The organism is Nocardia bhagyanarayanae (assembly GCF_006716565.1).
Lineage (GTDB): Bacteria > Actinomycetota > Actinomycetes > Mycobacteriales > Mycobacteriaceae > Nocardia > Nocardia bhagyanarayanae.
Map to the genome: position 1 here is coordinate 4,368,414 of NZ_VFPG01000001.1, position 15,403 is coordinate 4,383,816.

General features: G+C 69.1%; 15 protein-coding genes. 3 read left to right on the top strand and 12 right to left on the bottom strand.

All coding sequences use genetic code 11. The features are described 5' to 3' along the window. Positions 1–942 (bottom strand): acyl-ACP desaturase, encoded by a 942-nt coding sequence (locus tag FB390_RS18800; RefSeq protein WP_141810106.1) that lies wholly within the window; start codon positions 940–942, stop codon positions 1–3. Between the two features lie 295 nt (positions 943–1,237). Between FB390_RS18800 and FB390_RS18805 the strand changes: the two genes are divergently transcribed. Beyond that, positions 1,238–2,008 (top strand): hypothetical protein, encoded by a 771-nt coding sequence (locus FB390_RS18805; RefSeq protein WP_246124099.1) that lies wholly within the window; start codon positions 1,238–1,240, stop codon positions 2,006–2,008. Positions 2,009–2,078: 70 nt separating this feature from the next. Here the strand turns inward: FB390_RS18805 and FB390_RS18810 are convergent, their stop codons facing one another. Then, complete coding sequence (locus FB390_RS18810) at positions 2,079–2,618, bottom strand: AAA family ATPase (protein WP_141810108.1); 540 nt, start codon at positions 2,616–2,618, stop codon at positions 2,079–2,081. Positions 2,619–2,792: 174 nt separating this feature from the next. Here FB390_RS18810 and msrA point away from each other — a divergent pair, with 174 nt between their 5' ends. Further along, positions 2,793–3,329: a peptide-methionine (S)-S-oxide reductase MsrA gene (gene msrA, locus FB390_RS18815; RefSeq protein WP_141810109.1), complete on the top strand. Its 537-nt coding sequence runs from the start codon at positions 2,793–2,795 to the stop codon at positions 3,327–3,329. Between the two features lie 23 nt (positions 3,330–3,352). On the opposite strand, the gene FB390_RS18820 is transcribed toward msrA, so the two are convergent. Further along, a complete protein-coding gene (locus tag FB390_RS18820; protein WP_185757086.1) occupies positions 3,353–4,195 on the bottom strand; it encodes an MspA family porin in 843 nt (280 codons plus the stop codon). 259 nt (positions 4,196–4,454) lie between these two features. On the opposite strand from FB390_RS18820, the gene FB390_RS18825 reads away from it, so the two are divergent. Then, on the top strand, positions 4,455–5,096 hold the full coding sequence (locus FB390_RS18825) for an NAD(P)-dependent oxidoreductase (RefSeq protein WP_141810111.1): 642 nt from the start codon (positions 4,455–4,457) through the stop codon (positions 5,094–5,096). A 350-nt stretch (positions 5,097–5,446) separates the two neighbouring features. Here FB390_RS18825 and FB390_RS18835 read toward each other — a convergent pair whose 3' ends face one another. The 9 genes from FB390_RS18835 to FB390_RS18875 form a co-directional block, all read right to left on the bottom strand. Beyond that, positions 5,447–5,836 (bottom strand): hypothetical protein, encoded by a 390-nt coding sequence (locus tag FB390_RS18835; protein ID WP_141810112.1) that lies wholly within the window; start codon positions 5,834–5,836, stop codon positions 5,447–5,449. Positions 5,837–5,941: 105 nt separating this feature from the next. Beyond that, the gene (locus tag FB390_RS18840) at positions 5,942–6,826 is read right to left on the bottom strand and encodes a universal stress protein (RefSeq protein ID WP_141810113.1); all 885 of its coding nucleotides are present in this window, start codon (positions 6,824–6,826) and stop codon (positions 5,942–5,944) included. Between the two features lie 116 nt (positions 6,827–6,942). Next, a complete protein-coding gene (locus FB390_RS18845; RefSeq protein WP_141810114.1) occupies positions 6,943–9,069 on the bottom strand; it encodes an MMPL family transporter in 2,127 nt (708 codons plus the stop codon). An 86-nt stretch (positions 9,070–9,155) separates the two neighbouring features. Next, entirely contained in the window at positions 9,156–10,349 is a 1,194-nt protein-coding gene (locus FB390_RS18850; protein ID WP_141810115.1) for a peptide synthetase, read from the bottom strand. 21 nt (positions 10,350–10,370) lie between these two features. Next, the gene (locus FB390_RS18855) at positions 10,371–11,414 is read right to left on the bottom strand and encodes an NAD-dependent epimerase/dehydratase family protein (protein ID WP_141810116.1); all 1,044 of its coding nucleotides are present in this window, start codon (positions 11,412–11,414) and stop codon (positions 10,371–10,373) included. Further along, entirely contained in the window at positions 11,411–11,725 is a 315-nt protein-coding gene (locus FB390_RS18860) for a hypothetical protein (protein WP_246124100.1), read from the bottom strand. Before FB390_RS18860 ends, FB390_RS18855 begins: the two co-directional genes overlap by 4 nt. After that, the gene (locus FB390_RS18865) at positions 11,722–13,401 is read right to left on the bottom strand and encodes a fatty acid CoA ligase family protein (RefSeq protein ID WP_141810117.1); all 1,680 of its coding nucleotides are present in this window, start codon (positions 13,399–13,401) and stop codon (positions 11,722–11,724) included. The genes FB390_RS18860 and FB390_RS18865 overlap by 4 nt, the downstream gene beginning before the upstream one ends. Further along, positions 13,398–14,312, bottom strand: coding sequence for a beta-ketoacyl-[acyl-carrier-protein] synthase family protein (locus tag FB390_RS18870; protein ID WP_141810118.1), 915 nt, complete (start codon positions 14,310–14,312; stop codon positions 13,398–13,400). The genes FB390_RS18865 and FB390_RS18870 overlap by 4 nt, the downstream gene beginning before the upstream one ends. Before the next feature lie 9 nt (positions 14,313–14,321). Then, positions 14,322–15,371: a 3-oxoacyl-ACP synthase III family protein gene (locus FB390_RS18875; protein WP_141810119.1), complete on the bottom strand. Its 1,050-nt coding sequence runs from the start codon at positions 15,369–15,371 to the stop codon at positions 14,322–14,324. Positions 15,372–15,403: the final 32 nt, after the last annotated feature.

The window sequence follows — 15,403 nt, forward strand, 5'->3', positions numbered from 1 at the left end:
CTAACCGACCCGCGCCGCTTCGCGGGCGAGGATCCGCTCGCGTTGTTCTTCGAACCGGACGACGTCGCGGGCAAGTTTGTCGAGGTACTCGCCGAGTTCTTCGCGGCTGCGTTCGCCGCGTGCGGTGAAGTCGTTGCGCTTGAAGATCTTCCAGATGCGCAGGACCGGCATCACGACCTCGTCCAGGTGCTGGCGCAGGTCGTATATCCCGTGCTTGACCATCAACACACCGTTGCGTCGCCAGTTCGGCATGCCGGTGCCCGGCATGACGAAGTTCTTCACGACCATGGTCACCGATTCCATCGCCTGGTCGGGGTCGATGTCGAACGCGGCACCGGCGACGTTGCGATAGAACATCATGTGCAAGTTCTCGTCGGCCGCGATGCGCTGCAACATCCGGTCGGCGACGGGGTCGTCGCAGACTTGTCCGGTGGTGCGATGGCTGACCCGAGTGGCCAACTCCTGCAACGTCACGTAAGCGATCTGATCGCACACACCGCCGAAGCCCGGCGGCGTGTGCACGCCGCGGGTCAGATGCACCATCCGGTCGTTCTCCAACGCGACGGGATCGACAGCGCGGGTGCAGACGAGGTAGTCGCGCATGGCGATGGCGTGCCGGTTCTCCTCGGCGGTCCAGCGGCCGATCCAGGTGCCCCACGCCCCGTCGCGCGCGAAGTTCTCGGAGATCACGCGGTGGTAGGAGGGCAGATTGTCTTCGGTGAGCAGATTCGTGATCATCGCGACCTTGGCGACCTCCGAGAGCCGTGACTGCCCGGGATCCCAATCCTCGCCGCCCATGGCCGCGAAGTTGCGGCCCTCGTCCCACGGAACGTAGTCGTGCGGACACCATTCCTTGGCCGTCGCCAGATGCCGGTCGATATTGGCCGCGACGACCGGTTCCAGTTCCATCAGAAGTTCGAGTTGCGTCAAGTTCCTTGCCATGCAGCGCCTTTCGATTCGGTGGAGAAAAACCACGGAACGTACCGCTGTTCACGCATCACTGACTGTGCGGGCCTCGCCGCGCACCCACACCCTAGACCAGTTCCCCGTCACGGCCGCGACGTTGGTCGCCAGGGGGTGGCGACCTGGCATTTTGCCGCGGGTACCGGGTGTCTTTCCTGCGGTATGTCCGCCGGACCGTTTGTGCTGTAACTTACTGGCCGGGAACAGCGTTCACCGCGACAGCGGTCGACAGTGCTCTCCGAGTGATTCACCTCGAGCAGTGGGAGTATTTGCCGTGGCAGGTCGGCATCGACGGGTACAGAACTCCGGCGCGCGCAACGCCGTCCGACCGATGGTCGGCGCGGTGCCGATCGCTCTAGCCGTGGTCTGCGCGGGAACGGCGACCGCGGACCCGACCGGCACGCCGGCCTCGCCGGGAATCACCCAATCCGAGCAGCCGGTGCAGCCCGCGGTCGCGCCGGGGACGCCCATTCAGCCCGGTGTCACCACCGAACCGGTCCAGCCGGTCGTGCCGCCCGCGCCGGAGCAGCCGTCTCCCGCGCCGGAGGTCGATCCCGGACTCGATTACGCCGACCCGGTCGAGGAGCCCGCGCCTGTCCCGCAGAGCGCGCCGGTGGAGCCGGAAGCGCCGCAGGAACCGGCCGCGCCCGCGGTCGCGCCGCAGCCCACGCTCCGTGTCGGCTCGTTCAGCGCACCGGTTCCGCACGAGGTGCCCGCCGACGTGCTCGCCGGAGTGAACCACGGTGTCGCGCAGTTCGAGGCCCAGGTGGCGGCGGCGTCGCAGGGCTTCGGCGTCGATGCGCGTCGAGCGGGCAACATCGCCGGGGGCGCGCTGGTCGGCGCGGCGATCGCGGGCGTCCCGGCGGCGGTGGTCGGCGGGGTCGGCGGCGGGCTGATCGGCGCCGGTGTCGGCTTCGCGGCATGCGGCGTGGGGACGGCCGCGGGCGGCGCGGTCGGTGCCGCGGTCGGCGCGGCCGCCCTCGGCATCCCCGCCGCCGCGGTCGGCGGGCTCATCGGTGGCGCGGTGGGTTCGCAACTCGCCTAGATCGCCGCGGTGTCGCATTCGCGGCAAGAGCGACTGGTGAGCCGGCGAGCGCGAGTCCCGCCGCCCGCGTTCACGTCAATCGATAGTCGCCCGACGCGAGGACATTCCGGACTTTCTCGGCCGTCTGCTGCGCGTCGAGATGCGCGGTGTCGATCGCGTGGTGCTCGAGGTCGCCGAGTCGCGCGAACGCGGTGTGCAGGCCGGTGATCGCCTCGACGTCCTTCAGGTCGTCGCCGACGCGCTGCTTCGCCCGCGACAGCGTGGTGTCCAGATCGGGGCGCAGGACGACGTAGGACATCGTCAGGCCGTCGCGCTCCGACGCCGCGCGGAACGGCGGCAGGAACCACGGTCCGACGATGCCGTCGACCACGACGTCGTATCCGCCGCGCGCGAACGTCGCGACGGTCCCGACGATCGCCTCGACGACGACCTCGTTCTGCCGCTGTGCCTCGGGCAGGAACGGCAGCACGAAGCCGGTGCGGATCGAGCGATAGAACAGGTCGGTCGTCAGGTGGACCGTCGGAACGTCGGCGTCGGAGGCGAGCAGTCCGGCGACAGTCGTCTTTCCCGCGGCGGGCGGGCCGGTCAGGATGATCACTTCACCGTTCACGGTCACGCAAGTTAGTCGGGGGATTTCGGGAGAACCAGTCTTTTGTTTTCGTCCGGCTTCGGCCGGCCGTTCGTCGCCGGCGCTCTCGGGCGGCGGGCGTGCTGTCGGCGAGATGGAACTTTCCCGCACGGGTATGGGTTGTATACGTGGGGCCGGTGATGGCTTCCGGGAAGTATGAGCTGCGAAGGAGGACGCGTGACCGACACGCGAAAGGCGATTCTGGCCGGCGGATGCTTCTGGGGCATGCAGGATCTGATTCGTAAGCAGCCGGGCGTGCTGTCGACGCTGGTCGGCTACACCGGTGGGCGCAACGATCACCCCACGTACCGGAATCATCCGGGGCACGCGGAGGCCGTGGAGATCGTCTACGACCCGGAGCGGACCGACTATCGGACGCTGCTGGAGTTCTTCTTCCAGATCCACGATCCTTCGACGAAGGATCGGCAGGGCAACGACATCGGCACCAGCTACCGGTCGGCGATCTTCTATCTGGACGAGGAGCAGAAGCGGACGGCGCTCGAGACCATCCTCGATGTCGACGACTCCGGGCTGTGGCCGGGCAAGGTCGTCACCGAGGTGACCCAGGCGAGCGAGTTCTGGGAGGCCGAGCCCGAGCACCAGGACTACCTGGAGCGGTACCCGGACGGGTACACCTGCCACTTCCCGCGTCCGGGCTGGAAGCTGCCGAAGCGACAGACCACGGCGCAGTGAGCCGGTGAGGTGTTCGGCGACTGCTAAAGGGAGATGGGGTCGCCGAACACTGCTCCGCTGTCGTCGACCTCCGGGCTTCTGGCGTACACGTAGGTGAACTGCCTGATGGTCACCGGGCCGGCGCAGTTGTTGACCGCGATGTGGTAGTCGCGGGTGATGATCTGCACTGTCGTGTCGGGAATGATTTCTTTCGGCTCCCCGATCAAGACGTCTTTCACTTCACCGGGACTCAGGGTGAGGATGAGCACCGGACCGGGGTCCACCGCAACCTGCGGATTCACCCCTTCCAGCTCCTGCCACTGCCTCGACTGCTGGGTTTGTGCTTGGCCGGACTGCTGGGTTTGTGCTTGGCCGGATTCCTGGGTTTGCGCTTGGCCGGATTCCTGGGTTTGTGCTTGGCCGGACTGCTGGGTTCGTGCTTGGCCGGACTGCTGGGTCTGCGCCTGCGCGGACTCCCCCGAACTCGATTGTTCCTGTGTGCGCGACTGCGACTGTTCCTGTGTGCGCGACTGCGACTGTTCCTGTGTGCGTGACCGCGACTGTTCCTGCGTGCGCGACTGCGACTGTTCCTGCGTTCGCGACTGCGACTGTTCCAAGGTATTGGCCTGCTCCTGCTCCCACCCGTACTTCGGCCGGGGCCCCTCGAACCCGACTTCCAGGGAGGATTCGACACCAACCGCTCCCTCGTCGATCTCCACCCCGCAGCCGACGGCGTAACCGGTCGTCAGCAGGCCCCCGGCCGGCCCGTCGATCCGGCCGTAGGCGACAACGCTGACCAGGGCCTCCCGGGTGGTCCCGACCATGTTCAACGGTGCGATGCGATTGACGACTTCATCGCGGGCGCCGACCATGAAACGGCCGAACACCGAGTCGAAGGTCTTCTCGTGCGGCGGAAGTTGGACGATATCCCCGTGCGCGGCCGGTGTGGGCAGCACAGCCAGCAGTGAAGCGATCAAGCTCACTTTCCGGATGAGTCGCAACATGGTGTGGATCGTAGTTAGCGGTGAGCTATCTCTACGGTCGCAACACGCGAGCTGGGATGCCGTCCCTTGCCCCTTTGCGGATCTCTTAGCGTTGAGATAAATTTCTTAGCGTTGAGGTATCTGTGGATGAGGAGGTTTCGCCATGCGGATAACGGTGTTCGGTGCGGCGGGGGAGGTCGGCCGCCGGGTCGTTGCCGAGGCGCTCGCCCGCGGGCACGAGGTGACGGCGGTGGTGCGCAACCCCGAACGGGCGACGGGTCTACCGGCCGGAGTCGAGGTCCGCACGGGTGACGCCGCGAACGTGAGCGATGTCGAATCCCTCAGTGCGGGACAGGATTTGGTGATCACAGCCACGCGGCCCGCACCCGGCCGGGAAACCGAGCTGCCGGAGACGACGGCGGCCATCCTCGCGGGCGTGGCGCGGACCGGGGCGCGGCTGCTGGTGGTCGGCGGCGCGGCGACGCTGCTCGTTCCCGGCGCCGAGGGGATGACCTTGCAGGAGTTGCCGGACTTCCCAGCGGAATTGCGTCCGATCGCGCAGGCTTGCGCGGAGCAGCTCGCCGTGTGCCGTGCGGCGCCGACCGCGAACTGGACCTACCTGAGCCCGCCCGCGGAGCTGCTGCCCGGCGAGCGGACCGGCGACTACCGCGTCGGCGGTGACGAACTGCTCAGCGATCCGGACGGCATCTCCCGAATCTCCATGGAGGACTTCGCCGTCGCGCTGCTGGACGAGGCGGAGCGCCCGGCGCACGGCGGCGCCAGGTTCACCGTCGCCGCGGCGTGAGAAGCGGTGCCGAGGCCCCGACCGCCCGGCACCGAAAGCCGTATAAGCGGTGCCGGGCCAGAACGACCTCGGCACCGAATTCGCCTGCGCCTCAGTGGTGACCGGGCCGGGGCAGCGGCTTGCCGTCGGGGCCGAGCGGCGCGGGCACGGGCTGCTGTTGGCATCGAGCGGTGGTGGCAGCGGCTTGCCGTCCGCGCTCAGCGGCGGGGGCAGCGGCTTGTCATCCGCACCCAGCGGGGGCGGCGGGCAGCCGTTGCCCGGGTGCGACGGGTCGTGGTCGAAGTGCGCCGCAGGCAGCGGGTGGGTCACCGGTTCGGCCGCGGCCGGGGCGGCGGTGATCGCGCCGGAGACTATCCCGTGAGCTCACGGATCCGCGCGGCGAACTCGGCGTCGGTGCGCTCGAAGGTCTGGCGGATGACGCCGAACAACGCTTGGATCTCGCCGACCACCGCGATGTACTCGCCGAGAGTGTCGTAGGCGCTGCCCGGTCCGCCGAAAGCCTTCTCCCGGAACAACTCCACCAGCTCGATCGCCGACCAGAGCCGAGGATTGTCCTCGCCGAGCCCCCAGCCGCCGAGTTCGCCGAGCGCCCGTGCGTCGTGCTGCGCGGTCGTCAGCGCGTCGACCAGCTCCCGGCACGCGCGGTCCAGGTCGAGGAAGACCTCTGGTTCCAGACGCACGTGTAGCGCACCGGCTTCGGCGGCGTCGATGAATGCCCCGAACGGGCTTGCCACGGCCATAGCGGTCGCCCCTTCCACTGATTCCGTCGATGATTCAGACGCGCGGGCAACGGAACCGGTTCCATCGAAACATGGATCCGCCTCGGCGATACGGAAAACAGCGGGTCAGTCGGTGTCGTGAGCGATGATCAGCGGGCAGTTCGCGGAGAGCACCAGCGACTGACTGGTCGAGCCGAACACCATACTGGCGAATCCGCCGCGTCCCCTGGTGCCGACCACGAGCAACTGCGCCTCCTCGGAACGTTCGCGCAGCACCCGCTCCGGCCGATCCTTGACCACCTCCCGGTGGATGCCGACGCCGGGATAGCGCTCCTGCCAACCCGCCAGGCTCTCGGCCAACACGTAGTGCAAGTCGGCGGCGGTCGCGTCCGGTTCGACGCCGTAGCGTTCCGGCAGCTCGACCCCGGTCCAGACGTGCAGCGCGACGAGGTCGACCTCCCGCGCCGCCGCCTCGGCCAGCGCGATGCCGATCGCGGGCTCGCTCACCTCGGTGCCGTCCACGCCCACGATCACCGGCCGCGCGCGCAGCCGCGGTGAGAGCTCGATGCCCTCGCGCACGACCGCGACGGGGCAGTGCGCGCGCCGAGCCAGCGCCGAGCTGACCGAACCGAGCAGCGCCCGCCGCAGGGTCCCGCGCGCCCTGGTGCCGACGACGACCATCCGCGCGCCTTCCGTGCGTTCGAGCAGGCTCGGCGTGGTGACCGCCTGCACCAGCTCGGTGCGCACCTCGACACCGCCGAATTCCGCCGCCGCCGTCTCGGCCTCCTTGGCCGCGGTATCGAGCAGCGTGCGGCCGTGCTCGGTGAGCCGCGCGTAATCGACCGCGGTGAGCGGCTCCGTCGCGCCGGGACCGTAGTCGGCGACCACGTCGACGATGTGCAGCAGGTGCACCGGCGCTCGATGACGCGCGGCCGTCTGCGCCGCCCAGATCACCGCCGCCGTCGACCCCGCGGAACCGTCAACGCCCACCAGGACCGCCGGACTCGCCATGACCGTCTCCTCTCGCGTGCCGCGCTTGCCTGCCCTCGAGAAAGCTCCGGTGGATCGGTCCACCTCCCGCGACGATACCGTTTGCGATGGTCGGAATTCCGGTGCCGAGAGCGCGCTCAGGAGGTCGTGGCCGCGGGCTCCCCGGTCTTCTCCACCACGGTGGCGACGTGGCGGCGCGGACGCTTGCCGCCCGGCACCCACCAGTTGGCCTCGCCCATCAGCTGCACGAGCGCGGGAACGAGCAGCATCCGCACCAGGGTCGCGTCGATGACGAGGGCGACGATCATGCCGAGACCGAGGAACCGCATCGGCGTCAGCGGCGAGAGCGTGAACGCGCCGGTGACCAGGACGAGCAGCACGGCGGCCGCCGTGATGACGCGCGCGGTCTTGACCGTGCCGACGCGCACCGCCTCGGCGGTGTCCGCGCCCGCGTTGTGCGCCTCGACCATCCGCGAGAGCAGGAACACCTCGTAGTCGGTGGACAACCCGAAGACCACCGCGATGATCAGCACCAGCATGCCCGCGGCGATCGGCCCGACGCTGACGCCGAGCGGACCGGCGAGGTGGCCGTCGGCGAAGATCCAGGTGAGCACGCCGAAGGTGGCGGCGAGACTGAGGAACGCCATACCGATGGCCTTGAGCGGCAACATGATCGATCGGAAGGCGGCGAGCAACAGGCACATGGTCGCCAACACCATGGCGAGCACCATCAGCGGCATCCGCGCCACGATGGAGTCGACGCTGTCGCGGGTGGCGGCGGTGTCGCCGCCGACCCGGATCACGGTGTCCGGCGGGGGTTCCAGCGCGCGGATGTCGAGCACCGTCGCCGTGGCGGCCTCGCTGCGGTCGGTGGCGGTCAGGAAGACGTGCAGCACCACGAAATCCTCGGCACGCCCGACCTGCAACACCGAGCGCACGCCGGGCACCGCGCCGAGCGCGCGCAGCGTCTCGTCGACCGCGGCCGCGTTGGGGACCGAGCCGTCCACCCCGCGCAGCACCGCGGTGACACCGCTGCTCGCGGCGGGGAATTCGGCGGTGAGCCGTTCGACCGTCTCGCGCATCGCGTGGCCTTCGGGCAGTGCCCGGTGATCGATGTCGCCGAGCCGGATGCCGCTGAGCGGCGCGGCCAGCGCGAGCAATACCGCGCCCACCGCGATCGTGACCACACCGGGCCTGCGCAGCACGGCGCCGACGACGCGACCCCAGAACCGTTCGGTGCGTTCGGATGTCCGCGCGCGACCAATGCGGGGACCGAACAGGGCGAGCATCGCGGGCAGCACGGTCAGCGAGAGCGCGGCGGCCAGCGCGACGGCCGCGATGGCGCCGAAACCCAAGGAGCGCAACACCGCCTGCGGGAAGACGAAGGTTCCCGCGAAGGCGCAGATCAGCAGTAGCGCGGAGAACGCGACGGTGCGGCCCGCTGTCGCGCACGTGCGTTCGATCGCCCTCGGCACGTCGCCTCCGTCGGCCATCTCCTCGCGGAACCGATTGACCAGGAACAGCCCGTAGTCGATCGCCATGCCGAGCCCGAGCAGCGAGGCGATGTTGACCGCGAAGGTGCTCACCTCGGTCAGCTCGCTCAGCACCCGGATCGCGCCCATCGCGCCGGCGACCGCGAGCATGCCGACCACGACGGGCAGCGAGGCCGCCGCGACCCCGCCGAACACCAGCACCAGCACGAGCAGCGTCACCGGCAGCGAGATCGACTCCGCCACCAGCAGATCCCGCTGCGACTGGGCGGTGATCCCGGTCGACACCGCGCTGTAGCCGGACAGCTCGGTCTCGATGCCGGGAACACGCAGCGCCGCTTCGAGTTTCGGATAGGCGGCGACCCGCTCGGTGTCGTCGCCCGCGGTGAACACCACCGCGAGCGCCTGCCGTTCGTCGGGGGAACGCAGGAAGGTGGTGCGCGGCGGGACGCTGTTCCAATAGCTTTCGACCGGCCGCGCCAGCAGCGCGGGATCGATGGCGGCGATCGCCGCGCGCACCCGCGGCCCGATGTCGGCGAGCGTCTGGCCCTCCGGGGCCGTGTAGATCGCCACCACGTCGGGATTCTGCGGGCCGAAGTGCTCGGTGACGAGCCGGTCGACCAGCGCGGACTCGCTGTTCGGGTCGATGAACCCGCCCGCGCTGAGCTGCTCGGCCGCGCCCGCCCCGAACAACCCGCACAAACCCATGACTACCACCGCGACGGCGAGCACCGTGCGCGGCCGCGCCATCACGAACCTGGCCCACGCGATCATCGCGGACCGGCCGAACGGTCGTCCCCCGTGGTCGGATCGATCATCGGAATCTCCTGTGCCGCAGTGGTTGTGCCGTGAAGACCGGGTCAGCGCGCGGCGGACGCGGCGAGCTCGCGTTCCAACGTCGACACGAGGCGATCCAGCAGCGCCTCGAGCCGTGGCTCGACCCCCGCGCCGTTGCGGCACGACACCGTGATCTCCAGCCGTCCCGCCGATTCGACGATGCCGAACAGCAGCGGCATCATCCCGCTGTGCTGCGGAAGCACCCGAATGCTCACCGGTGTGAAGCCGGGCACCGCCATCTCGGTCAAATCGAAGACGCCCAAGTGGGACACGGTGGCGGACACCAAGTTCCGGCCGAGCCGCGCGCCGACCCAGTTGCCCGCGCGCAGCACCGCGCGGACCACCGCGGGCGGGAACGCGGTGAGCCCGCCGTTGTCCATCTGGTTCAGTTCGCGGTTCTCCTTCAAGCCCGCGCGCAACTGGTCGTTCACCGATTCCCAGGTGTCGCCGGGGGTGACGTCGAGGAACAGCGGAAGCGCCAGATTGGCGGTGGACCGCAGTGCGGGGTCGTGCCTGCGCAGATCGACCGGAATCATGAAGCGCGACTTGGCTTGCGCCGCGTCGGCCAGCACGGCGGCGACCCGCGCGACGATGCCCCTACCGGTCGCCGCGACGGTACGGTGCCGCAGCAACCAGGGCGACTCGCCGGGATCCTGTGCACCCCGCCCGGCCGCCGAGGGATAGATCGGCAGCAGGACCGAGGGCTTGCCGGGTGCGCCGATGCGCGCGACCAGTTCCGCGTCCGCGACCGGGTCGGGCGCGCCGAACGGCTCGACGCCGCGCAGCGCGCGGAAGACGTCGTCCACCCACATGCGCACACCCATGCCGTCCATCACGCCGTGGAACACGCGGAAGACGATGGTCACCGGATCCGCGGTGAGCAGCAGGACCTCGCACGTGCGGTCGGGCGTCGGACCGATCGGGCTGTTGAGGACGGGGTCGTTCTCCAGTCCGGGATAGGTCAGCGAGTGACCCGCGACGACCCGCACGGTGGCCGCGACGCCGGTGTCCACCCACTCGGCTCCGTCGCGGACCAGCCGGGAGCCGGGGTTGGCCGCCGAGGCCACGTCGACCGCGCGCTGCAGGTCGGCGGGGTCCAGCGTGCCCTGCCCGTGCACCGCCAGCTGCATCAGGAACGGCGGAGCCAGTTCCCTCGTGGCGAAGTACAGGCGCTCGGTCGGGGTGATGCGACGGCGAAAGGTGGTCTCGCTGCTCATGATTGCCTCCGGGATCGCGGGTCAGCGCAAATGTCTGGTCAGTTCGCGGACGCCCCCCTGAGTGTCGAGCCAGGCGAGGAAGCTCGCCAGCCCCGTCGCCCGATCCACGATCGGGCGGTAGCCGAAATCGCGGGTGGCCGCGCCGGTGTCGTAGGTCGCCGAGCGGGTCATCAGCGCCACCGCGTAGCGGGACAGCGGCGGCGACCAGCGAGTGGACACCGCGGGAATCCGCCAGACCGCCTCGATCACGGCCACCACCGCGTCGAGCACCCGGCGGTTCGGCTGCCTGGTCGGCGGCTGGTAGCCGAGCTCGGTGGCGACCTGCCCGAGGAACTGCCACACGTTCGTCTTCTCGGCGTCGGCGATGAAATACGGCTTGCCGCCGACGTTCTCGGTGGCAAGCGCCAGCACGACGGCCTCGACGATGTTGTCGACGTGGCACAGCGAGGCGTACACCTCACGCCCGAACGACAGGTCGGGCAGCCTGCCTTCGGCGGTGCGCCCGAGCAGCCGCACGATCGGCCCCGACCGGTCGCCCGCGCCCCAGATCGCCCTCGGTCGCAGCGCGCAGGTGGTGAAACCCGGTGCGTTCGCGGCGAGTACGGCGCGTTCGGCCGCGGCCTTGGTCTCGGAGTAGAGATTCAGGTAGCGGCGCGGGTAGGGGAGGGACTCGTCGACGTCGAGCAGGTCGCCGCCGTGGTAGTCCATCATCGCGCTCGGGCTGGAGATGAACACGAACCGCGACGCCCCGCCCCGCTTGGCCGCGTCGAGCAGCCGCTGGGTGGCGCGGACGTTCTCCTCCCAGAACTGTTCGCGGGTGCCGCGTTCGTCGACGCGCGCCGCGCTGTGCACGACCGCATCGATGCCGCCGGTCGCCTCCACCAGCGACGGCGCGTCGGTGAGATCGCCGTAGACGATCTCCACACGCTCTCGCGCGTCGCCGAGATCGTTCAGATTACTGGTGCGGCGCACCAGGATTCGCACGTCGTGCGCTCCGTCGGCCACCAGCCGCCGCACGAGTGCGCCGCCGAGGAAACCCGACGCCCCGGTCACGAGAATCTTCATCGCTCGTCCTCTCGATGATCGCTGGATAATCCGTCGCCCGCCCCGGCGCTCAGGCTCGCGCCGTACCAGGTCAGGCCGAAGATTTGGGTCAGCACCGCGGTCTTCCACGGGGACTGCCCGGTGCCGCGGGTGGCGCGCAGCGCGACCGGAATCTGCGCCGCGTGCACCACCACGCTGAGAAACGCGTCGATCCACCACGCGGCGCGCAGCCACCGGTTGCGCGGCGCCTGCCCGGTACGCGCCACGATCAGACCGGCGGCCAGGTAGAGCCAGCCGAGAATCGGAATCGCCCGTAGCGCGGTAGTTTTCATCGTCGCCCCTCGGCTTTCAACTGCTTGTCCGCCCATACCGCGAGCTGTTCGCGGCCGATCTTGGCGTTGTGCCGGATGTCCACCGGGAACTTCGGATGTACGAGCACATCGGTGATCGGCTTGGTGAGTTCGAATTCGGTGGCGCGGGTGCGCAATTTCATCTCGACGGCGGTGCGGTCCGCGCCCGGCTTCAGCTCGACGCACAGCACGGCCCGTTGCGCACCCCGCTCACCGACGCCGACCAGCGCCGTGCGGGCCACGCCGGGCACCGTGTTGAAGATCTGCTCGACCTGCACGGTGAACATCGGTCCGTCCGTGGTCACCACCCGCTGACTCTTGCGACCGCAGAACCAGATCCGGCCCTGCTCATCGATCCAGGCCAAGTCGCCGGTGCGGTGCCAGATCCGCGCGCCGTCGACGATCTTGCCTTGGCGGTTGGCCTCCTCGGGCCAGTAGTACTCGGTGCTGACGTTCGGACCCGAGACGACGAGTTCGCCGACGCCTCCGGTCTGCTCGAGCTCGCCCGCCAGTTCCTCGGCGCGCGCCCAGGTGGGGATCGGCGCGTCGGTGATGGCCACCAGGCGCGCCTCGACCCGGTCCGACGGCCGCCCGATGCAGATGCCATCGCCCTGGTGCGCCCTCGTCACCAAACCACCGAGGAGCTCCCGTGATTCGATGGTGGACATGGGCAGCGCCTCGGTGGAGCCGTAGCCCGCGAAGATCCGCACGTCCTCGGCGAGCACCTCGCGCAGACCGGCGATGCACCAGTCCGGCACCGGCGCGCCGCCGGAGTAGATGCTGCCGAGCGTGGGCAGCGCCGTCGGGTGCTGCTCGAGGTGGCGCAGCATCGGTATCAGCACCGCCGGGGAGGCGAACATGGTCCGCACGCCGAACTTGGCGATGGCGTCGACCACGTGCGCCGGATCGGTCGAACCGACCTTGCTGGGAATCAGTGGCGGCAGTACGCAGCGCGCACCGAGCAGTAGATCGAGCACGCCGACCAGCGGCAGCGTGATCAAGGAGGTGTCCGGCGGGACGTGGTCGCGCGCGGTGTCGACCTGCTCCACCATGGCGGCGAGGTTGCCGTGGGTGAGTTGAACCGCCTTGGCCGGCCCGGTGCTTCCGGTGGTGAAGGCGATGAGCAGCAGACTGTCCGGGTCGGCCGGTGCGCGCTGCGGCAGCGGACCCCGCGGTCGGCGGCCCCAGTCCGCCAACCGCTCGCCGCGCCAGAACCACTGCTTGCCGACGGTGACCGCGATGCGCACGCTGCGGAAGCTGTGGCGGAACAGGACGCGCAGCGCGTGCGCCTGCGGGATGCCGATGAACGCCTCGGCGTCCACCGCGCGCAGGCAGCGCAGCATCTTGCGTACGCCCATGCCCGGGTCGATGACCACCGGCACGGCGCCGATCTTCAACAACGCGAACATGATCGCGTAGAGCTCGGGACTCGGCAGCACCAGCACGACGGTGCGGGTGCCGGTGCCGACGCCCGAGGCGGTGAGCCGCTCGGCGATCGCGTCCGACCACTCGTCGAGTTCGCGATAGCCGAGGTGCCGGTAGGCCGGCAGGCCATCGGGATTCTTCCCCTCGGGGTAGATCACCGCTTGGCGGTCCGGCTCCGTGCGCGCGAACGCACGGAACCGGTCGATGGCCTGCCAGTAGTTCCCTTCGGTCACGCGGGCGCCCCGACGAGGGCCGGCAGCTGGTACAGCACCGCCGCGGCCGACGGACCCGCGCCCGCCGCGACGAACAGCACCCGCGTGTGCGAGCCGAGCGACTCCTGCGCCACGGCGCGGTCGTAGGCGATCGTCAGCGCGGCGGTGTGCGGGTCACCGTAGGACAGGTCCGGCGTACGCACCGAATCACGGGCGATGCCGAGCGAATCCGCCAGCCGCAGCGGGAATTCCGCGCTCGGCGTGGAGGCGATGAGCACCGTCCCCGACAGGTCGGCGGCACCGTCCTCGGCGAGCGCCGCCCGCGCGGTCTCCAGCGCGATCTCGAGCAAGCGGTCCTCGAAGCCGGGCTCGCGCTCGACGGTCATCAGGCCGCGGCCGACGGTGCCCATGGTGGCGGTGTCGACGTAGGCCTCGATGGCCGGGGTGCCCTCGGCGGTCGCGGTGTGTACGCGGCCGAAGCCCTCGGGCTCGTCGGTGCGCTCCAGCAACAGAGCGGCACCCGCTGTGGCGTAGGGGAATTCGTCGTCGGCAACCGCGCGGGTGAGCGACGGGTGGGTATCGCCGGAGACGATCAGCACGTGTTCGGCGCTGCCGGTCTCCAGGATCGAGGTGGCCACCTGCACCGCGTTGAGCACGCCGATCGCGCCGTTCATCAGATCGAAGGAGAACGAGGTCGGATCGTCCTTCTCGTACTCCAGGCCGATGCCCGCCGCCTTCTGGATCAGCGCGGACACCGCCGGTTCCACGATGTTCGAATCGCGGTGCACGCCCGCGTTGATCATCACGCCGACCTGCTCGGGCTGGATGCCCGCCCGCTCCATCGCGCGCTTCGCGGCGCGACCACTGTGCGTGATGATGCTGTGGGTGTCGCCTGTTCGGCTGACTCCGGTGGACTTGATACGCACGCCCATGTCGATACCTCAGACCTTCAGGGAGGAGATGGTGGTGGACAGGAAGCCGGTCACGACGCCCGAGGCGGCCGGAATCATCAGCAGTTTCGATCCCGCCGGGATGTTCTGATCGCTGAGCTGATCGTGCAGCACGATGAAATGCGAAGTGGTGGAAGTGTTTCCGTACTTGTGGATGACATTGAGGTCCGGCGGCATCGGCGTGCCGAGTTCGCGCGCGGCGATGGCGTTGGCGTACGGGACCGCCGCGGCGCCGAACTGGTGGTGGATGATGTAGTCGAACTGCTCGTCGGCGAAGGTTTTGCCCTGCTTCTCCAGGTAGCTGCCCTGGGTGTTCGGCCAGAGCATGAACCGGGCCTCGTTGTGCATCTTGCGGTTGTCGGTGTAGAGCGCGACGCCCGGGGTCCGGCCGCTGGGCATGCCGAGGCACAGGTGCGAGTGCTCCGAGGCCGTCGTCATCTCGATGTAGTGGATCTTGTCGGCGTCGTCGACCGCCTCGTCCAGCACGAGCGCGCATCCGGAATCGCCGACCGACAGCGAGGCGAACTGCAGATCGTATTTCTCGGAAATCTCGTTCACCGCGGTTTCGGAGATCGGCGTAATTGCCTCACCGCTGACCACCATGCCGTTTCGGACGATGCCGGCACGGATCATCCGATCGAGGATGTAGGTACCGGAGAGCATTCCGGCGCAGGCGTTCGAAATATCGAAAGTGATCGCCTTTCGAGCGCCGACGTGCTTGGCGATCGAGGAGGCGAAAGACGGCTCCATGTACACCCGGGTGCCGTGCTTGCTGCGCGTGATCGAACTGGAGATGATCACGTCGAGATCGCCGGCGGAATACCGTGACCTGGAAAGACAGTCCTCGGCGGCCTTGATGGCGAGCGCGAAGGAATCCTCGTAACTTTCCGGACGCGTATCGTGCACCCGGCGTTCCTTGATTCCTGTGATTCGCTCGAGATCGAACGACGGCGGCACTTTCAGCCGCCCGATCAGCTCCTCGGTGGTGACGATTTTCGAGGGCAGATATGCGCCGATGGATTCGAAACGAGAATGCGACACGTGAGCTCCTGGGAATCGTTGACAGATACGGT